Here is an 18,203-nt window from a genome sequence, read left to right as displayed (position 1 = left end):
AAGCTGTTCAGCCGATAAAAGATGCGTCGGGTTAGTTAAAAATTTTCGAAATGTACTCGATACTTCTGGTAGACGATGAGCCTGATGTCAGCACTGCCTGGTCGCTTATCCTGGAGTCTGAGGGATACGACGTCAGATGTGCGCACAACGGTCGCGCAGCGCTTGCAAGTCTCGCAGAGCATCTCCCGCACCTTGTGATTACTGACTGGACAATGCCTGTTATGGGCGGAGCAGAGTTGTGTCGTCAGATGCGACTGCAGCCCCGCCTGGCAAGCCTTCCAATCGTCGTTCACAGTTCTGTCCATGCGCTGCCCGACGACGCTCTCTGGAACGCTTTTCTTCGGAAGCCGTGCTCGCTCGAACTCTTTCTGACCACAGCAAGACAGCTTTGCGAAGACGAGCAGAACGCCCGCCGCATAAGGCTTCAGCTCATCAACAGTAAGCGTCGCCAAGGCGGGTAGCCAACGCCGCGTTGAGGCTTCCGGCACGCACACTGATGTCCGGCAAACTGTTGACGGCTGCCGCAGCAGACGGCTCTTCCGTGGCGTCCATCAAGTAGCCGTGACCGGCCTGTGCAAAATTTATGCGCATCCGTTTTCGATGCCCCTGCGTATCTCCTGACAAGTAGGCCATCCCGTTCCAGGCGCTATGCAATCGAGTTAAACGGGAGGGAGGGCGCTCCGTAAACTCTGCAATATGACCTCAGACTACGGCTATGAACGTTCCTTTAAGCGATGAAGACTGGTCCCGGGTTGCTCACCTGTTCCCGGAAGATGCAATTCCCCGATTTGGACGTCCTGCCCGGCCGGCCAGGCAAATTCTTGACGCAGTGCTCTGGGTCCACGTCAACGGTGAAAAATGGCACCATCTGCCGGCGTCCTTTCCGCCGGAGCAGACGTGTTATATCAAGCAACTGCAATGGAAGCGCGCCGGCGTCCTTGACCAGGTTCTAAAAATCTACGGACTGGAAGCCAAGACTGCAGAGTCACGCTCTCAAAAGCCGGCGACCCCGGGCGGATGCCCGACCGCATAGCATTTTGGTCATATGAGTCACCAATGCCTGCATACACGCCAGTGCTGACCGTCGGTCTAGCGGAAGCGCACGGGGCCTCATGCAGACATCAGGCGCCGACGTGACGTCACCAGAGTCGCGGCAGCTTGTAAATATCGAGCGTGTGCATCATTCTTCCCGAAATGGAGGAATGTTTACCTTAAACGCAACGAGCACTACGGACCCAGCCTCGTCGTGTTGGCCGCGCCTGGCTTGCGTCACGTCTCGCGGCATCGACGTCTGCGGGAGGTGGTCGAGACGAGCGCCAGGCTAACAAACACACGCTTCAGCGGAGCAAGCCAGACTGAGCGAGCCTACCCTCAAGGAGTAGAAAAGAAATGCCAGCGCCGGGTATAGATTCGTCATTGGAATTAGCAACGGAGCTCAACGAGCGACTGGCGCTTGCCATTGAAGCCGCGGAGATTGGTACGTTCTACGTGCCCGTTCCGATGGAGAGAATTTACTGGAACGCGAAATGCGCCGAACATTTCTGGGTGCATCCGGACGCTGAGGTCGATTTTGAACTCTTCTATTCAAGGCTGCATCCGGATGACCGTGAACGCACGCGCGCGGCCGTAGAAGCTGCCGTTTTCGACGGTACCGGTTACGACATCGAGTACCGGGCACTTTCACCAGCGGGTGAAATCCGGTGGATAAGAGCCAAAGGTCGCCCCCGCTACGACGACGCGGGCCAGCCGGTTCGCTTCGACGGCATCACTATCGACATTTCGGCCCAGAAACGCCTTGAGCGGGAGCGTAACCGGCTGCTCGAGCACGAGCAGTTGCTGCGACGCGATGCCGAACTTGCCAATGCGTTGAAGGACACGTTCATTGCAACTGTGTCTCATGAACTCCGCACCCCCTTAACCGCTATGCAGATGCGGACAGAGCTGCTCGAACGGCGCATCGGTGAGCCCGCTTTCGTCAACCATTGCATCGCGGTTATCCGGCGCAACATTGCATCGCAGACACGCCTGGTCGACGATTTACTTGACACTGGCCGCATCGCCGCCGGCAAGCTCGAGATAGACCGGGAAGACGTGTTGCCGGCGGACACTCTGGAAGCCGAACTGCAGGCAATCGAGCCACTCGCCGCACACAGGAACATAAACATTGTTCGCCGCCTGGGCCCGACGGCTTTTGTCTCGGGTGACAGGCAGCGCCTGCGTCAGGTATTTGGCAACATCCTCAGCAACGCCCTGAGGTACACAGCCCCGAGCGGCACAGTCACAGCATCAGTCTGGGAAGAAAACAACGAGGTCAAGGTCTGTGTAGCGGATACCGGAGAAGGAATCCCTACGCCTTTTCTCGACAGGATATTCACCGCGTTCGAACAGGTCGATGGGTCCACGACACGCAGGCATGGCGGCCTGGGGCTCGGACTAGCGATTGCTCGCAAGTTGGTTGTGATGCACGGAGGCACTATCATTGCAGAAAGCGACGGCCTTGGGCTCGGTTCCAGATTCACGGTCACGTTGCCAACAATCGTATCTGCGATGCCGCCGGATGACGCATCTGTCGGCACAGACAGCGTTAGCGTGTCCTCAGGCAACTTGTCAGTCCTTCTGGTTGACGATGACGTAGATTCACTGGAGGCACTTTCTCTAATCCTCCGGCATGAGAATCTTACGGTTTATGCGGCTGCGTCAGCCCAGGATGCACGTGAGATTCTTGCGCGCCACACGGTCGATGCAATTTTCTCTGACATCAGCATGCCTGATGAAGACGGATACCAGTTTGTTGCCTCACTCCGCAACAACGGCATAAAGACACCGGCGTTTGCACTGACTGCATTCGCTCGCGAAGAGGACCGACTTCGCGCCCACGCGGCGGGCTTTGACGGCCATATTGCAAAGCCGGTTGAGTCGAATAAGCTGGTTACTTTGCTCGCAAGCGCTGTATTCCGATAATTTGCATGAACGTAGTCATTGTCGTGGCGTCGATTGCCCGGTCCAGGTTGGCTCATACAAGGCATCCGGACACCTTGGCAAACCGCGAAACCGTACCGTTGTCAACTGCACCAGAATCAATCCATGTCCTCCGGTTCGAAAAGTCACCATGTCTATTCAGAAAAGAATCCTGCTCGTTGACGACCAGTTGGATGTCGTCGAAGCTTTGTCGATGTTACTGGAACTCGAAGGTTACGAAGTCCGCCTCGCCTGCGACGGTGCCACAGCGCTGAAGGTTGTTGAGTCATTTATCCCGGACGTCGCTTTGATTGATGAACGCATGCCAAAAATGAGCGGCCTACAACTGGCGACGAAATTGAGAGAAAACCCGTCGCTTGCAAGAACCCGATTGATTGCGTTAAGCGGCTCGGGCAGCGCATCAGATGTTCAACAGGCAAAAGCCGCAGGTTTTGCCTTGCACGTAACGAAGCCGGTCACACTGGAAGACGTCATCCGGGTGATTGAAGACCGGTGACAGCGAAATTAGCTAGCGAGCAGGCTCCGCTTGTTGGCCGCAGCGTAGTCAGTACTAACAGCTGAGTAGACGACAGTCTGATTTTAACGAGTTGGTCGGCCGGATACCACGTGATGCATGGGTCAATGCGCAATCGGCAGAGGTCTTGCAAGGCCTCCTGGACGCGACCGAGCAGTTGCGCGTCAACGTATCTGCCCAGTTCTCGCCGGAGGCCATGAGCGCAATCAATGAGGCGGCGGAGGACCTTGGTGCAGCACGCTGGGCCGCAGACTAGAATCGCGCAGGTGCTATTAAAGGCCTTGACGCGGCGGCTCACTTCGTTGATGCCGAAGAGTTTCTCGCCTAATTGCAAGACGTTGAGCGCGTCGTGCGGGCTGGAGTTAAACCCTTCTTCACCCCGATACCCGACCATGACCTTCCCGCTGTAGGCAAACGGCTCGTAATCGTTATCTTGCCGGCAGACACCGTCGCTCAGTGACGGTGGTGCAGCGCTCGGTGGCGCTGCACCACGTTACCGCTGCGTGAGGTAAAACCTGCGAACATGGACAGTCTTTCGCCTCCTCACGAGATACAGGTAACAGGGAAGCAAGTCGCTAGCGAACCCTTGGCGCCACGACATCAGGGGCCATCCTATGCTGCTTCTTGTAGGTTACAACGGGCTCAGGTTCAGTCAACGCACTGGCTGTCGTTGGCTACGAAGGACAGTGCGCGCGCGATACCTAGTGTGATGACGCATCGGAAATTTCCCGCGTCAATCAAGAACCATATGGCAATAACGGGGCTACGCGTCCATGCATCCGCACCTAAGTCCGGCGTGGCACCTGAGCTTCAACCAGTGGCACGAACAAGCATCGCGCGACATCCCTCCAGCTCCTTTGCAAGCGAATCTATTTCGGCTTGCATGCCCGCTGCGCGCTGTAGAAGCTGGCCGACGTCGCGCCAGTATGCATACCCTAAATCGCCGTCCGCCATAGACAGTTCGTGAATCTTCCGAAGCGCAATCTCAAGGTCCAGATTATTTTCCGAAAGCATGTGTCGCTCCTCCGTTCCCGACAGGCAATGGTTGCACGGTTAGCGGCCGGACGTCGCTGGCGGGCCTGCCTGTTCGCAAAGACATTTTGGGAAGCCGTCGGCGCCCAATGTCTTTCCCTGGCATAGCTCATCTGCGCAGCAGCATGACAACAACAGCGACGGTAAATGTCGCGGCCAGAACCGAGACACCGCCACCGAACCACATCGCGACCCGGTCGATGTTCTTCTGTGATGAAGCGAAGTGGAGTAGCCATTCAGCAAAAGGGTTAAGCCGCTTCATGTCTTACCTCCCTGTGGTTCGGATGGCGGTCGGATACCTCAACCATGGTGCGGCGCTCGTAGTCGCTTTGACCATGCGGTGAGCCGCCTGATGTCGCTAGGGCCAGATAGCGGCAGTGGCGATATGCGAGCCAGGAATCATTCGGGCGGAGGTCGGCGGAGAGCCTGGGACCCGACCGGGTCGTTATCTTCGGTCTGCGCATCCAGCCATGCCCGCTGCGCGGCGTCTATCCGCGCCCGGTAAGCCTGTACCGAAGCCATTTCGATTTCGACCTCGCCGAACGGGTTTCTCGGCAAAACTTCGAGCAGCTTCTCCGACGCGAGAAGAGCGCGGATATGAGAGCGACCGACGAAGAGATATTTCGCTGCTTCTTCAACGGTCATGATGAACACCTCCACCGCTGGTCGCCGCCGACCTTCGCTTTCAGACCCTTCTAGACTCGCCCAGGTGCGTCGTCCCGCGACAGGCCAGACATCTTTCGCGACGCGTACTTCGCGAGCTCAACGGCCAAGTCTTCGCACGCGTCATAACGGGTCCATAGCTCTTTTTTGTAAGACCGGTGTGGCACCGCCCGTTCATCTCGCGGACGAGAAGCTTGGGCTGTGCACCGGGCAGAAGTCCAAAGCGCCGGCTCCCTTGGGAAATCGTCAGGAACCACACGCCGGCTGGTCATCATCTTCTCCTTGATTGCGAATATCGCCGGCATCGCCCCGGCTTGGAGTGCCTCTTAGACATTCTGAGGCTGCTGGTGAGCAAGACAGCTTGTGTTTCGGTGGGTCCCAGATTCCGGGCAATGCCAAGGCCGACACGTCGAGGTCGATTTCGAGCGGGTAGTGCCTGAGCAGGCCAAGCGCCACCGATTGGACGAGACCGCCGATGGTTATCTCGTCGGCAGACGCGAACATCTGCAACAGCTCTCGGGTATCAGTTACGGATTTCGTGCACTCATGCGGGGTCGTCATCATCAGCTCCGTCAAGCAGGGGTGATGTCGGTGTACGACGTGACCTCGTACAGTTCGCACCACCTCATCCAGACGTACTCGGCATTCAACGATGAGCCTTTCCTGCCGGCCAGCTCATAAATTCGGCCCGTCTGAGTTGTGCCCCGCATCGTGACCGGGTCAAACGTCACTATCGGGGAGCTGACGCGTCCTGACGAGTCGAACATGTCGACACCGACGAAATGCTGGCTGCCATCCTCAGTCTCGAATATGCGCCAACGTGACAGCAGAACCTTCGGAAATTCGGAAGTTGGGCATGGTCTCCAAATTGGCATCGCTTTCCCCCGATGGCTTTGGCCAGCGATGTGTACTCTGGCGCAGCAGACAATCAGTGACGGCGTAAGGTTATCCGCCTCCCAGGTTGGGAGGTGCAATTGGCGATAAAAATCGCTGAATACAAGTCTAGTTCTCGTTGAGAAATTGGCAAGGTACTTCTGAGGGAAGGTCGGTCATCGCCGGTCTATGGCAACGGCCAGAACAAGGTCTTCGTAATCCACGTAGCTGTCTAAGCTTGAGCTGCCGAGTGCGACGATGCACTGGAGAAAAGCGGGTAGTGAAAGGGCTCCGGTCGACAGATGGGAGGCAAGTGTCTTCTCAGTGAGGTCGGCGCCTAGCAAAACTAGTCTGTGCGCCAACTCCGAAACAGTCACAGTAGGGTGGCGAGTCAGTTCCGCCAAAATGACAGCGGCGGCACGCTCTTCCCACGTACCTTCGGCAATAACTGCTTGGCCCCACAAGCGGGGCGTTTTGGCGCGAGTCACATATAAAATTTGTAATAGCAACGCGAGCTTAATTCGCCCGCGCGAGACCCGAGAGGCGAGCGAACGCTCGCTTTCTGCGATGCCAAGGGCGGCAAGAGCATCGGACAGGGCTGCATAACTGAAATCCTTGCGTGCGAGCGCAACGCGGACAACACGGGAGGCCAGATTAGTCCAATGCGTATCTTCTTCGCTCACAAAACCCCTTGCATTTGGAGAAAAACGAGCTACCGTAAACGACATAAAAGTCGCCAAAAATATTTTTGCCTGGACGGTCGCAGATGCTAGCGAACGGGTACTTCTGTTCACTGCTCTCGATTGTATTGAGTGTGGTGTAAATCGCCTAGCTACCGCGTGACGACGGCTTCACGCGCCAAGCCACCTTAACGAAATTCGCCCGGTATGCGTCATAAACGGACTGGACGATAAGGTGTGGCGACATAGCTTGCTAAGGTAGGTCGAATAGGAGGGGATACAACCGAGGGTACGCTGGCAGGGCGGCAAGCACATCCGGCGTGAAGACGGACTTGCGAAACGGGCGGCGAATACGGTAACATCCGCCCTGACGGAGATTTGACCCTATTATACTTCATAGACATGTTTTGTCAAGCGCGAAGTTCTCCTGTTGGAGAGCTTGCGTGCGGCACACGGAGTTCGCGTACAGAAAAAGCCAAATCACTAACTGACCGTGCAAAAGACAAAGCGGAGGTCGGGCTGTCACCCGAGCCTCCGCTTTTATGGCACACCTCTATGAGGCACACCAAACGTGGTCGCGCGCGTAGGTTCTCATATGGGGCGAGCCGCGTCAACCCCTGCCCGTTTCCTTTTGGTAGCACCGGGCCAAAGCAGAGAACTACATGCCGACTATAATCCACTGCCCCTTGGGCAAACATCGCACGTCCCGCAATGTCACGCCTTTCGGCGTTTCCCTACCGCGCGTCCCACAGCGTTATTTTGCAGTACGGATTCATCAACCTATCGGTGCGAGCTGCCGCGTCCTTATGCGTCTTCGCCCTTCCCGCTCACGGCTGAACGACGAAGGCGAAGCGCGTCACCAGAGGTATCTCGCAGCGGAGACCGACAGCCTGGGGACGTCCTTTCGGCCCGAGCGTTCGCCCCTTTATATGCACGCTGCGCAGCGCATTGTGCCGTGCAAAAACCCATTGGCGGGCAAGCTGCAGGTTGCTCTGTCCGATGCGATGCAGGGTAGATGTCAAGACGGCAAGGCGTCTGTCGAAAGACATTTGCGCAACTCGGGCACAAATCACCCGCAACATGCGCTCGATTCGAGAGAACAAAAGCATAGTCCTAGCTGCGTAACGTGTGCATTTTCTAACTTCGCGGACGCGATGGCTTGGGTGCTTGAAGCGTCCTGCAATCGGGGAGTGCGATGAGCAATCTCACATCCCCCAACCCGGTAAGCGCTATTCAGAGCTATTCTGGCGCAATCGCTAGGAGCAATCCGTTGGTCGAGGCCTATGCGGAGCGACCGAAGGGCACGCGAGCCGGAGAACTGCTGCGGACGGCCGGAGTGGTGCCGACCGCAGAAGCGTACGCGAAGTCACCGACAGAAAAACTGAGCCTGCTTCACCAAATCGACTCCAGCTTTTACTCGACCAAGATGGAGGAGTCGTTGTTCGGTGACTTCCATGATGCCATTCGAACCAGCTGGTTACATGCTGACCCGCTCAGCCCTGCTGCGGCGATGCGATACGCGGGATTTGCAAAAGCGGTTCAGTCGGCAAATCTCGTCGCAATGCCAAAAGCTAAGTATCCTGGAAGAGGGTTCTTGCTCTGCTGCGCGTCAGGTTCAGCGGGACTTCGATTCGTCGAGCGCGCGGCGGAGGTCCTCGGCCCTTCTCTGAACTACGTTAGAGATATCCCCTATTGGCCGGTGATGACCGTCCAGTGGCCATCGTGCGGGACTGTCGACCAGTTCTACGCAAATTTCGTCGCAACTTTCGATGGAAATCTGCAACGTGCGTCGTATTTTAAAACGTTGTTTCGCCCGACAGCGAAGAAGACGTCAAGGCCAATCTTTGTTATGGCGCTGGCCAGCATTGTCAATGTTGGCATCCTGATTGTGAGCGGTGCGTTCTCTCGCAATTTCCATCCTGCGAAGTCGGAGACACTGTTGCTTTTCTTGCAGGAATTTATGGGCTTCACGGGGATACCCGTCATCTTTACCTGCACCGCGCCCGTCTACGAACAGGTAGTTCATATGGGTCCAGTATTCGGAAGCCTCACCAGCGGTGGATATGAGGAAATTCAATGGCTGGATATCTCGAGCGGCTTCCACGGCAACGTGAACTTGCACTTATTCAATCAAAGCCTCACGTGGCAACCGGCAAATCGGGTCCCCGATGCGGTTCTGGACTGTGCCGTCATGTGCACGCATGGCAGTCGTGAGGCGCTGAACCACTTCTATCGTCTCCTGCATGTCGCAGCGGTCCGCCAACCGCAGGCAACGCCAGAGCAACTGCTGCCCGACGTCGCAAAAACAATGAGGAAGCAAACGGACCAGTTGCAGCGCGTAGCGTCCTATCTTTGCACGACTTTGTCTGCGAAGTCACGAGCGGAAGGAAAGAAGCAAGACGGGGCGGCGTGGTCGGATTTCCTATCGTTAGATGTCTATCGCGAAATGGGAGTCTGATATGTCTGTAAGACCCGGCAAGACGAAACACCCGGCATTTGAGGAGTTCGCTCGTCTGCGGACGGCGACGCTCATAGCCGGCGAGACGGTGCCGAGCTTTTTGCGGCGCGCTGCAGTTGACGCTGGGTACCGCACCGAGTTCTGGTCGCATCAAGCGCAGATGGGTCGACAAGGTCGCCCACTGGAAGCCATGCCTTCGCCTCTCATAAAGCTGTCTGAAGTGCTGCGGTCAACTGGAGCGACACCGGACGCTCTTCTACAACAAGGCCACACGCTGTATGGCTATTGGACCTGCTGCGCAAAAGCCGCCACACGAAGACGCGTTCGCTCACGCCTTATTTATGGCCACCCGGGCCCGATTCGGCCGTGCCGGCTACCCATCAACCTAGAGCCAAGTCCCTACGAAGTATTGCATTGCCCAGCGTGTGACGAGATGCATCTCACGCTGATGGGTTGCACGCCGGCGTTAGTGGTCCACCACGCGCCTTTTATATCAGTCTGCCCAGAACATGGCTGTCTGCTGAACGAATCGTCAAATCGAGCCTTGTTCAGACAAAAATGCATATACGCGGCGGCCGCTGGCAGTCACCGCAAAACCGCGGAGTTTGCTCTGCGGACACGGCGGCTCGTTGAAAGCAGCAGTAGCGATGATTTGGTCCACGACTTCAGAGCGCTGATGCTCGAACGCGGATTTGTCACAGAGCGTGGGCGAGTTCGGTGGCAGGAATTCATGAAGGCTCATCATAGCTTTCAGACAGAGTCGTTCTTAGATACGCGGCTCGACACTGTCTGCCATGATGAGGAATTGCTTCGTCGAACCATGAACTGCCTGATGAACGACGCTGGCTGTGCACATCCGGTCCTCTATTGCCTATTGAATTGGTCGTTGAATGGCGTGGCCTGCTCGTCGAGGAATACAGAGGCCGCAACCGCAAAGGGGCGAAAGCCGATACCCGAAGCGTTCATGCGACACTGTCACGAAGCGAGCGCGTCGGCTACGGCTGCAGCCAGATTAGTTGGAGTATCGGTCAACACCTTCATCACGCGCGCGCAAGAACTCGGGCTGACGGTTCGACTGAAGCCATCACTGCTCACCGAATCTGTGAGAGCCGAAATAGAGACCCTTTATAGGTCGGGAAAATCGGTCGGTGCAATTGCGACGGCACTCGGAATGTCAGCCTCCAGCATTTATCGAACTTTGCGAGTAACTGGTCTTAGTAAGTCCACCGCTGAGATGAGGAAAGCAGAAAACATTGCCAATGTGCGTAAATCACTGGCAGCCGCTGTTTCAGAGTGCGGCCCTCTCACTGTCTCAGAACTGCGGCGACAGAATCCTGCGCTTTATGCGCGAGCATATCGCGCTGACAGAAATTTTATACGTCAGTACACAAGTGAAGGCAGCCGTGTAGCGACGAAGAAAGCAATATCGCCACGCCCGAGGATGATGGAATCAGAGGCTCAAGCCGCAATCCGGGAGTTATCTACCAAGACCGAGAGCCGTCACTCCCCCAGACTTTCCGCCCGGCGGATTGTCACTGAAACGGGGCTGTCGGACTTCTACCTCAATGTATGCGGCCCCGAAACGAAGGCTCTCTTGGATGTCGTCGTCGAGACGGAGTTGCAATTCGTTCGGCGGAGAGTCGCCGAAGCTACAGCCGAACTCATGGAAACGGAAGGAAATTGTGCGCCATGGAAAGCCTTACACCGTGCAGGGCTGAGAATTACACGGTCAAGATTGGACCAGAGCTGAAATCCCGGAAAGTTCAGAACGCATGAATGGTTTGCATCTTAGCGCAAGAATCTTCCCCATACTTCAAGACGAAACGTTTTCGAGCTACCTCCACAACATGTTAATCCTTGCAGGCGGGGAAGAAGCGCGCACCCTGATTGAGCGGGTGCGCTTCGATGTGCGAAGAACGTCGCCGTTGCTCCCATCACGCCTTGAGACCATTCGAGCCGCTATCGGCGGCGCGTTGCCTTCGACGCAACAACTTATTAAGCAAAACACCATACTTCCTACCCTGAAGTTGACCCTTCCCACCGCCGACTATGAAGAGGTTCATCGCCATACGGCTTTGAGCCCCGTTTCCGCCGTCGCGATGAAAGCTGGACTGTCCTGCAAGGTCCAGCGGAGATACGGCTCGCAAGCTTCAGAGCTGTTCTGGAGTGTAGGAATTTGTCCTGCGTGTCTGCGGGATGATGAAAACGTGCAGCGCAGGGCGTTCGTGAGACGAGCTTGGATGTTTTCGAGGCTCGCGGCCTGTTCCAAGCACAAGGCGCCATTGTTGACTACGTGCCTGAATTGCCGCCGCCAGGATATGCCGGCCGATACTTTCGAAGCTCTCAGCATGTTCTGCCGATGCGGTGGAAGCCTCGTGACACGAATGGACGTTGGGAACGACAGTGTTGCGGGGACTGAAATTCGTGTGTCTGAGGCGCTTTCAGCATTTTTTGATTGTTCCGACGAGTTGTCCCTCGACGCTAGGCACACACAATTCGTGCTCAGACGAAAAGCAGAGACGCTCGGTCTGGTCACCGACAGCTTCGTACGCAAAAAGCGCCTGGAAGAACTGTTGCACCAGCGGCTTGACCCTGGCGTACTGAAAAGACACAGATTGGAGGTCCATACAATCGCGTTGCCTGACTTCTTGCGAGGCAAACGCCCACTCCGAAACCCGATACACAATGCGGTGCTCACTGCAGCGCTGTATGACTCACTAGAAGAGTTCAAAAGCGAAATGCACGATGCGCAAACTTTCACCGCCGAGAAATTGATAGCCACAACAGAAAAACAAGTGAGGAAGCCCGAGAGCGTTGTCAATGACGAGCTCGTGGGACGTCACATGCGAAAACTCAGGTCGTTTTTCGAGCAGCATCCTGATGCAACGAGGAAGCAAGCGCGTATCTCAGTCGCACACTCTATCAATACCTTGAACCGCTTTATCCCCGACATCGTTGAGGAGATTCTGCCCGCTCGCCAGAAGAGTTGTCGCAACCTCGCGCGCGTTCGCGAGGAAATCGCGAGGCGGGACGCATTTTTTGCGGACGAAATTCGAAGGAGGCGTGCTGAGTTCAACCGCAACCCGCCGCCGTTTAAAATCACGCAGGCGCGCCTGATTGATGGATTGAAAAACCATCGTAGCATCTTTGTGTACCCGCAAGAAATGCCGTTCACTTTGGCTGCAATTAAAGAGTGTAAAGAAACAAGTCAGCAGTACATGATGCGGAAGAAAATGAGCTGGGTGTCAGGTCAATCGATGTGTCAACGGGAGGTTCTTGACTGATGAGATTCTTTGAACAACCCCAGATTGCACCATATTTGACAGGCGTTTCAATGCCGGAAGTAGATAGCCGGGGATTCCCTTACCGGTTGCCTGAGACGAAGAGACCAACCGACAGCAAGACGGGGGAATCGGGTATTTACGTCGGCATAAAAGGGACATGCGTATACCACTCACAAACGGAGCGTATCGCTCTGCATTTCGCAGACTTCAATACGAGGGTAAGAGCAATTCGCACGCATTTGCCGTTCTATGATGCGGCGCGCTTCATTGAACTGTACACGGCGGGAGAGCCCATCTGGGCGCACTTCGCTGCGACAATCGATATCGACGTCGTCTATCTGTCGGACTGTGGTTCAGCGTTCTTGCAGCATGGCGTCTCCTGCAAGGCTACGCTCGATGACTTTCAAAAGCCCGATGTGATTAGACGCTCGGCACGAGAGACGGCGTTTTACGAAAGCATCAATGGTACGTGGGAATGTATATCGAAAGACTATTTCCATTTTGTCGAGTACGACAACTACGAGTACATCCTGAAACACATCAGGAGAAGCGACGTTTTCAGTCTTTCCCATGATGCGGAGAGTGTCGCCTCATTCTGGAAATCTCAGAGACGGGAGAAACCGTTGAACGAGATACTAGGGACGCTCGCGAAAAAGCTGGGCGCTGACGAACACCACGCCTTCAGGTTAACTTGCGCAGCGATATATCTTGGATATCTTCGGATAGACCATCGCCACTCGTTTGAGCTTCGCGCACCGCTGCGCCTTACAGCGGACGGCCAGTACCGATTTCGTAACGAGCCTGAAAAGGCGCCGTGGGGATTTTGATATGACGTTAGCCTCCACATTTGCTTACGAGCCGTTTCGACAGGCCGCGCTTATCCGCGAAAACGATGCGAAGAATGGGGAACTCTTGAGGTATCTTGGGTGGGACCCAGACACGGACATGGTTGCATTTTTACGGGTCAGCACTAGCGAAAAGGTTCCTTCGTCGCGCTTGCCAGAGACCAGAGGTCGAAAGAGCTTCTTCGAACACCGGAACGATTGGTCGATTGTCGATGAATGCGTTTGTCCCGAATGGATGCGTAAGTGGAACGAAGATGCAACGACAAAGCAGATGCAGCAGCAGATGGCCGAGCGCGATGCTAGGTTAGCCAAAATAGGAGTGATGCTAGCGATTGGGGGGAAGCGGATGTTGTTCGACGCAGAATTGCGAACCAGCTTAATTAAACAAGCAGCGAAAGAGAGCAACGTTAGCGAACAGCGAATTCGACGTCTCCTCACTACCTTCTATTGGTATGGAGCGGAGCCAAACTCGCTGCTTACCCTGCGGCCTAACCAGGGCGTAACCGTACGAAGACGCCTTTACCTAAATACTCGAAAACCCGGTCCAAGGTTGTCTACGTGGAAAGAAAATCCGAACACCCGTCTTCGCGGTTGCAGAATGACGCCAAAGCTTTATGAGCAATGGCGAGACTTCCTGCTTGAGCGCGCGCGTGCAATCCATGACCTGAAGGGAAAGGTGGGGCTTGCGGGTCAGTACCGCCTTTCGACGCTGTGGATTGAGTTTAGGGACGAGGTCCTTGTGAAAAAGAAAATAGTCAACGGTGTTGAGTCAATCGTTCCCATCCCTCTGGAAAGGCTCCCACGCAAACGCCGGTTCCTGGAGATTGGCCGTGAGATTTTTCGCGAGCACATACTCAAGAAATACTTCGATAGCGAGTACGATTGGGACGCAGCGAAGGCGAGAGTGGGGCATAGTTCGGACCACACGCGTGGTCGAATTGATATCTATGAGTTCGATGGGCTGCTTTTCAACGCGCAGTTGCTATGGGGAACTCACGTATTGAATCCGATGGGAAAGGCATGCGTAATCATTGGGGTGTGCGTAGAGTCTTCTGCAATCGTCGGCGTTCACATCACAACGAAGAATGAATCGGCCAATGGATATCGCAACTGCCTCTTTAATGCCTTCGTGCCAAAGGATGAACTGCTACGCACTTTCGGATTAGAAGCTCTCGCCGGTGGGTTTGTGAATGGTTGCTGCGACGAAGCAAGATTCGACCGTGGCCCCGGCATCGCCCAAGCTCTCCGTGGTCCGCTAGCGAATGAAATGAAAATCGGTGTCAGAATCGCGCGTTCCCGCAAGGGGAGAGATAAAGGCCTGGTCGAGGCATTCAATCGCGCGATTCAAGATGCACTCGCGGAACTACCGGGCTTCTACAAGCGGACGGCTTCGTCGCATGACAAGGACGGGAAGTCGCACGCCGAACGATGGGCGCAAGTGGAATTCAAGAAATTCGTAGAGCTGGTCCTGACTTATATCCACGACTGGAACACTCAACGAAATATCTTCGACCGCTTGCCTGAGAGATTGGCACAGAAGATGACCAGCTACAGTCCTAAGGCTTACTTTGACGAACTCCGCAAGGAACGTATTGCCGACGCGGCGATAGAATGGTCTGCACGTGAGACGTACTCGAAGCTTCTACCGTCAAAGCCAGTCAAAGTTGCTTCCAAGGGAACGGTTAAATGGGAAGGCGCAATGTACACTAATTCTGTACTTCAGCGGTTGTGGGAGATGAACGTCTCGACACCTTCGGGCAAAGCCAACAGGATGGAAATCGTGGTAAAGCCCCATCCAGATACCAACCGGTTTCTCATCTGGGTAGACGACGACGGACGGCAGCGGCTATTGAACATGATGCCGAAATATCGGCGCCACTTTGGAACGAACATCTGGTTAGTACATCAGCGGAATCGCTTACGCGGGCGAGCTGCAGCATATGAGACTGAAGTAAGGGCACGCGAAGGCAAGTTGCCCGGACGGATGAAGGCGGTCATGGCCAACGCGCACGGGTTGAAGCCCCGTCACGCGGCTAAAGGGGTGAAAGCCAATACGCGTAAAGCCAAGGTCGATGCCGAGAACCGAGATGCAGAACTTGCAGCGCATGCGATGTTCGGGGCGAAGCGCGACTGGAACGTCGGTGAGTCCGTCGGAGAGCAACGGGTTGGCGTATATAACCCTGACGATGACGCACGCTTCGCCGGAGACGTCTGAGCTGGCGTAACAGCCAGCCATTAACGGATACTGATAGTGTTGCAGCGCTGGCCGACAACTCGCCCTTCCCGTCATCTACCGATGGCTCGAAGTCGTCGGACTGCCGCCGACGTCGCGGGAGGATAAGGTGCTGAAATCGCTGAAATTTTCCGGACCACCGTCTCGAACTAATCGAAACTAAAAGGCCGGATTAACTGAAACTGATAGTGCTGTCCACGTGTGCAAAGGTGGATTAGTTTTATTTACGCTGCCGTGAAAAAGTTTTATTTACGGGGTAGCTAAACCCTTGGAAGCCCTAGCCGGCGGGGCGTATAACAAACTAATCGACGAAGGGCGCTGGAGCGATTACAGCGCCTTTTTCTTTGCTAGGAGCACATCAAAAACCGCCGGCGTTGTTGTATTCGGTGCCCGAGGTGAGGCCCACTGTTACATTCGGCTAGCGGGAACTTTCAGTTTCAGTTAGTAGTGGCCCCCGGCGGTCTCGAAACGCTTGAGGGGAAGGGTCAGCCGGAAGAAGGGACCAATTGCCATGATGGCTCACTAAAGCGCTCGCTTGGCTCCACAAGGCTGCAGCAACAGCCACTCCACCGCCCCGGCCGGATAATCTTCCGGCCACTCCTTTGCCAGCAATTCCACCGCTTCCCGCATCCGCAGCGCCGCCTCGTCGCTTTTCGCCTCCGCGCTCTCCGCCCTCATTGCTTCCAAAATCGACTGCGCGCAAGAAAGCCGGTCCAACGCCCGCCGACAACGAATGAAGCTGGCGTCAGAAATCCCTGCGTCTCGTGCTGCCACTTCGATGTCGCTGGCGACATCTACCAGCAGGATTGAAAGCAGCTCGGCCGCTTCGTGCTCAACGTAAGTGGGCGCTAACTTTGTTTTGGGCATCTGCAGGCCGAGGTTCATGGAATCCATTGCCCGTAAAGCGATGTGAGTTAAACGTGCAAGTTGCCTGGCGCGTCGGGTCGGAACGAGCAATCGCCGACGGGCAACCCGACCAGTCCTGCGGCGGTCGAGTCGATTCCTTTGATACCGCGCGGTCTTTGACTGCACGGCGCAGATGAGCGCTTCTAGTTACCTCCACCTGGCCGGGGCGTCCCAGCGGACAAGCGTTTCCGGCACCGACCGCGCTGGATACGAACTTCCCCTGCGTTTGCCTGTACTTCGACGCACTTAATGGGCTCTCGCTAGCTCATAATCGACTGACGCCGCTGTTGAGCGAACAGACGCGGCCTCTTTCGCATTGGAGACCTGTGGTGAACATTGATAACAAGCTATTTGCGAAGCGCTACATGGATGGCAAGCAGGCCGTCATGATTCAGTTAACAGTTCTTCAGCGACCGGACCAATTCTCGTTCGACGCGAAGACGAAGACTTTGTCTTCGGGCTACTGGCCAGCCCCTCAGTTTGAGTACGAAAGAGTCATCGTCTATCAGAAAGTGGAAGCCGGAGGTTTCGCGCAGGTTTGGATAGGTGAGGATGCCGGGCTCATTCAGGACGAGGGAAGCAAGAACTGGCACTATCGCGCGCGCAACGTGAGCCTGTTCACGACCAGCGAGGATTTCAAAACGTTGTTCGGATTGCACCCGCCTCAAAGCGTCCGCTATCTGTACGCGCCACAGAAGAAGTCGAAAAGAATCCAATCGTTTTTGCGCGGGAATGTGGTCGACAGCGACGACGTGCTAAAGCTTCCGCTAGGCGCTGCGACGACGGTCAAGCGATTGCAGCAGGCGCGCCTGCACCAGCAGAAGTTTAGAAACGCACTGTTGCTGCGATGGAAGGGAGCCTGCGCGGTTACCGGAATCGAAGAACCGGAGCTTTTGCGAGCGTCGCACATCAAGCCATATAAGGACTCGACGGCGCATGAGTGCCGCTCTCCTCACAACGGACTATTGCTGGCGGCCGGATTGGATGTCCTGTTTGACAAGGGTTTCATTACGTTCGACCAGCAGGGAGCGCTGGAAAGGTCGGGACTGCTCTCGCATGAGGCCGCTTCCGCCTTCGGACTCACGCCCCGCATGCGGTTGACCGATACACTGTCGGAAGACGCGCAAAAATTCTTGCTTCACCATCGCAAGAAGGTGTTCCTGCGGCCCAAGCCGGCACGCCGGGCTCAGACCTGAGAGCGAGCCTATGGAATTTCAAACCCAAAGGGGGTGCCGCTCCAGTTTCACTAGCTGCTCCTTCCTCTTGGCGGCAAGAATGCAACGTCGTTGTAAGCGCAATCAAATTCTGGTATCAATGCTGTAGTTCTTCTGTGCCTCGTGCTGAGTGGTCCGGCCTCCGGAACCGCAAATTCGCACGGAGCGCCCGGCGTGCAGCAATGTCTCGCCGGACGGGTCAGCCATAGCATCGGCGCGCCCGCAGGAAACAGCCCAAGCCTCGCAGTCAGCCGGAACACCGTAGCTTCAGCCGTTTTGAGGTCGCATTGGACGGTCGGTAGACTTTATTTTCAGGCTTGGGCGGCCTTGACGCTTCGCGGCGCTTGCCAGCTCGGGCAAAAACCCTAGTATTGGAGGCAAAAGTGACGTTTCAGGCCGAAAGCAAAAACGTGCCAGCGGTTGGCGCGTCGGCGGCCGCGTGTCGGCTTGCGCTTTGTTCTTGTGCCTCGTGCTGAGTGGTCCGGCCTCCGGAACCGCAAATTCGCACGGAGCGCCCGGCGT

At 55.8% G+C, this 18,203-nt stretch carries 16 protein-coding genes; 10 read left to right on the top strand and 6 right to left on the bottom strand.

What is annotated here, in order from left to right:
• The first annotated feature begins 50 nt into the window (after nucleotides 1-50).
• The 4 genes from GGD40_RS27390 (at nucleotide 51) to GGD40_RS27375 (ending at nucleotide 3,475) form a co-directional block, all read left to right on the top strand.
• Nucleotides 51-461, top strand: a complete 411-nt coding sequence (locus tag GGD40_RS27390; RefSeq protein WP_179745765.1) for a response regulator — start codon at nucleotides 51-53, stop codon at nucleotides 459-461.
• A gap of 254 nt (nucleotides 462-715) precedes the next feature.
• Nucleotides 716-1,033 carry a transposase gene (locus GGD40_RS37450; RefSeq protein ID WP_218901321.1) on the top strand — a complete coding sequence of 106 codons (318 nt, stop codon included), beginning with the start codon at nucleotides 716-718 and terminating at the stop codon, nucleotides 1,031-1,033.
• Nucleotides 1,034-1,416: 383 nt separating this feature from the next.
• Entirely contained in the window at nucleotides 1,417-2,961 is a 1,545-nt protein-coding gene (locus GGD40_RS27380) for an ATP-binding response regulator (protein WP_179745764.1), read from the top strand.
• 148 nt (nucleotides 2,962-3,109) lie between these two features.
• Nucleotides 3,110-3,475, top strand: a complete 366-nt coding sequence (locus tag GGD40_RS27375) for a response regulator (protein ID WP_179745763.1) — start codon at nucleotides 3,110-3,112, stop codon at nucleotides 3,473-3,475.
• A gap of 828 nt (nucleotides 3,476-4,303) precedes the next feature.
• Here the strand turns inward: GGD40_RS27375 and GGD40_RS27370 are convergent.
• From GGD40_RS27370 to GGD40_RS27350, 5 genes are all read right to left on the bottom strand, one after another.
• Entirely contained in the window at nucleotides 4,304-4,507 is a 204-nt protein-coding gene (locus tag GGD40_RS27370) for a hypothetical protein (protein WP_179745762.1), read from the bottom strand.
• Between the two features lie 127 nt (nucleotides 4,508-4,634).
• The gene (locus tag GGD40_RS27365; RefSeq protein ID WP_179745761.1) at nucleotides 4,635-4,787 is read right to left on the bottom strand and encodes a hypothetical protein; all 153 of its coding nucleotides are present in this window, start codon (nucleotides 4,785-4,787) and stop codon (nucleotides 4,635-4,637) included.
• 137 nt (nucleotides 4,788-4,924) lie between these two features.
• Nucleotides 4,925-5,170, bottom strand: a complete 246-nt coding sequence (locus GGD40_RS27360) for a hypothetical protein (protein ID WP_179745760.1) — start codon at nucleotides 5,168-5,170, stop codon at nucleotides 4,925-4,927.
• A 264-nt stretch (nucleotides 5,171-5,434) separates the two neighbouring features.
• Complete coding sequence (locus GGD40_RS37065) at nucleotides 5,435-5,752, bottom strand: BPSL0761 family protein (protein ID WP_257030603.1); 318 nt, start codon at nucleotides 5,750-5,752, stop codon at nucleotides 5,435-5,437.
• Between the two features lie 485 nt (nucleotides 5,753-6,237).
• Nucleotides 6,238-6,855 carry a DUF6471 domain-containing protein gene (locus GGD40_RS27350; protein ID WP_179745759.1) on the bottom strand — a complete coding sequence of 206 codons (618 nt, stop codon included), beginning with the start codon at nucleotides 6,853-6,855 and terminating at the stop codon, nucleotides 6,238-6,240.
• Between the two features lie 1,081 nt (nucleotides 6,856-7,936).
• Between GGD40_RS27350 and GGD40_RS27345 the strand changes: the two genes are divergently transcribed.
• The 5 genes from GGD40_RS27345 to GGD40_RS27325 are packed head-to-tail and all read left to right on the top strand — an operon-like array spanning nucleotide 7,937 to nucleotide 15,543.
• The gene (locus GGD40_RS27345; RefSeq protein WP_179745758.1) at nucleotides 7,937-9,199 is read left to right on the top strand and encodes a hypothetical protein; all 1,263 of its coding nucleotides are present in this window, start codon (nucleotides 7,937-7,939) and stop codon (nucleotides 9,197-9,199) included.
• Nucleotides 9,174-10,949: a TnsD family Tn7-like transposition protein gene (locus GGD40_RS37445; RefSeq protein WP_373565367.1), complete on the top strand. Its 1,776-nt coding sequence runs from the start codon at nucleotides 9,174-9,176 to the stop codon at nucleotides 10,947-10,949. The genes GGD40_RS27345 and GGD40_RS37445 overlap by 26 nt, the downstream gene beginning before the upstream one ends.
• A gap of 22 nt (nucleotides 10,950-10,971) precedes the next feature.
• The gene (locus GGD40_RS27335) at nucleotides 10,972-12,483 is read left to right on the top strand and encodes a TniQ family protein (protein WP_179745756.1); all 1,512 of its coding nucleotides are present in this window, start codon (nucleotides 10,972-10,974) and stop codon (nucleotides 12,481-12,483) included.
• Nucleotides 12,483-13,310: a hypothetical protein gene (locus GGD40_RS27330; RefSeq protein ID WP_179745755.1), complete on the top strand. Its 828-nt coding sequence runs from the start codon at nucleotides 12,483-12,485 to the stop codon at nucleotides 13,308-13,310. Before GGD40_RS27335 ends, GGD40_RS27330 begins: the two co-directional genes overlap by 1 nt.
• A 1-nt stretch (nucleotide 13,311) precedes the next feature.
• Nucleotides 13,312-15,543: a hypothetical protein gene (locus GGD40_RS27325; RefSeq protein WP_179745754.1), complete on the top strand. Its 2,232-nt coding sequence runs from the start codon at nucleotides 13,312-13,314 to the stop codon at nucleotides 15,541-15,543.
• Nucleotides 15,544-16,083: 540 nt separating this feature from the next.
• Here the strand turns inward: GGD40_RS27325 and GGD40_RS27320 are convergent.
• On the bottom strand, nucleotides 16,084-16,446 hold the full coding sequence (locus GGD40_RS27320) for a hypothetical protein (protein WP_179745753.1): 363 nt from the start codon (nucleotides 16,444-16,446) through the stop codon (nucleotides 16,084-16,086).
• Nucleotides 16,447-16,796: 350 nt separating this feature from the next.
• Between GGD40_RS27320 and GGD40_RS27315 the strand changes: the two genes are divergently transcribed.
• Nucleotides 16,797-17,663: an HNH endonuclease gene (locus tag GGD40_RS27315; protein ID WP_179745752.1), complete on the top strand. Its 867-nt coding sequence runs from the start codon at nucleotides 16,797-16,799 to the stop codon at nucleotides 17,661-17,663.
• Nucleotides 17,664-18,203 lie beyond the last annotated feature (540 nt).

The sequence above is a fragment of the Paraburkholderia bryophila genome (genome assembly GCF_013409255.1).
Classification (GTDB): domain Bacteria; phylum Pseudomonadota; class Gammaproteobacteria; order Burkholderiales; family Burkholderiaceae; genus Paraburkholderia.
This window is presented reverse-complemented; position numbering and strand designations above follow the sequence as displayed.

Coding starts and splice junctions, on each gene's coding strand:
- GGD40_RS27390 (WP_179745765.1), top strand. CDS start 51: ATGTACTCGATACTTCTGGTAGACGATGAGCCTGATGTCAGCACTGCC.
- GGD40_RS37450 (WP_218901321.1), top strand. CDS start 716: ATGAACGTTCCTTTAAGCGATGAAGACTGGTCCCGGGTTGCTCACCTG.
- GGD40_RS27375 (WP_179745763.1), top strand. CDS start 3,110: ATGTCTATTCAGAAAAGAATCCTGCTCGTTGACGACCAGTTGGATGTC.
- GGD40_RS27370 (WP_179745762.1), bottom strand. CDS start 4,507: ATGCTTTCGGAAAATAATCTGGACCTTGAGATTGCGCTTCGGAAGATT.
- GGD40_RS27365 (WP_179745761.1), bottom strand. CDS start 4,787: ATGAAGCGGCTTAACCCTTTTGCTGAATGGCTACTCCACTTCGCTTCA.
- GGD40_RS27360 (WP_179745760.1), bottom strand. CDS start 5,170: ATGACCGTTGAAGAAGCAGCGAAATATCTCTTCGTCGGTCGCTCTCAT.
- GGD40_RS37065 (WP_257030603.1), bottom strand. CDS start 5,752: ATGATGACGACCCCGCATGAGTGCACGAAATCCGTAACTGATACCCGA.
- GGD40_RS27345 (WP_179745758.1), top strand. CDS start 7,937: ATGAGCAATCTCACATCCCCCAACCCGGTAAGCGCTATTCAGAGCTAT.
- GGD40_RS37445 (WP_373565367.1), top strand. CDS start 9,174: ATGTCTATCGCGAAATGGGAGTCTGATATGTCTGTAAGACCCGGCAAG.
- GGD40_RS27335 (WP_179745756.1), top strand. CDS start 10,972: ATGAATGGTTTGCATCTTAGCGCAAGAATCTTCCCCATACTTCAAGAC.
- GGD40_RS27330 (WP_179745755.1), top strand. CDS start 12,483: ATGAGATTCTTTGAACAACCCCAGATTGCACCATATTTGACAGGCGTT.
- GGD40_RS27325 (WP_179745754.1), top strand. CDS start 13,312: ATGACGTTAGCCTCCACATTTGCTTACGAGCCGTTTCGACAGGCCGCG.
- GGD40_RS27320 (WP_179745753.1), bottom strand. CDS start 16,446: ATGAACCTCGGCCTGCAGATGCCCAAAACAAAGTTAGCGCCCACTTAC.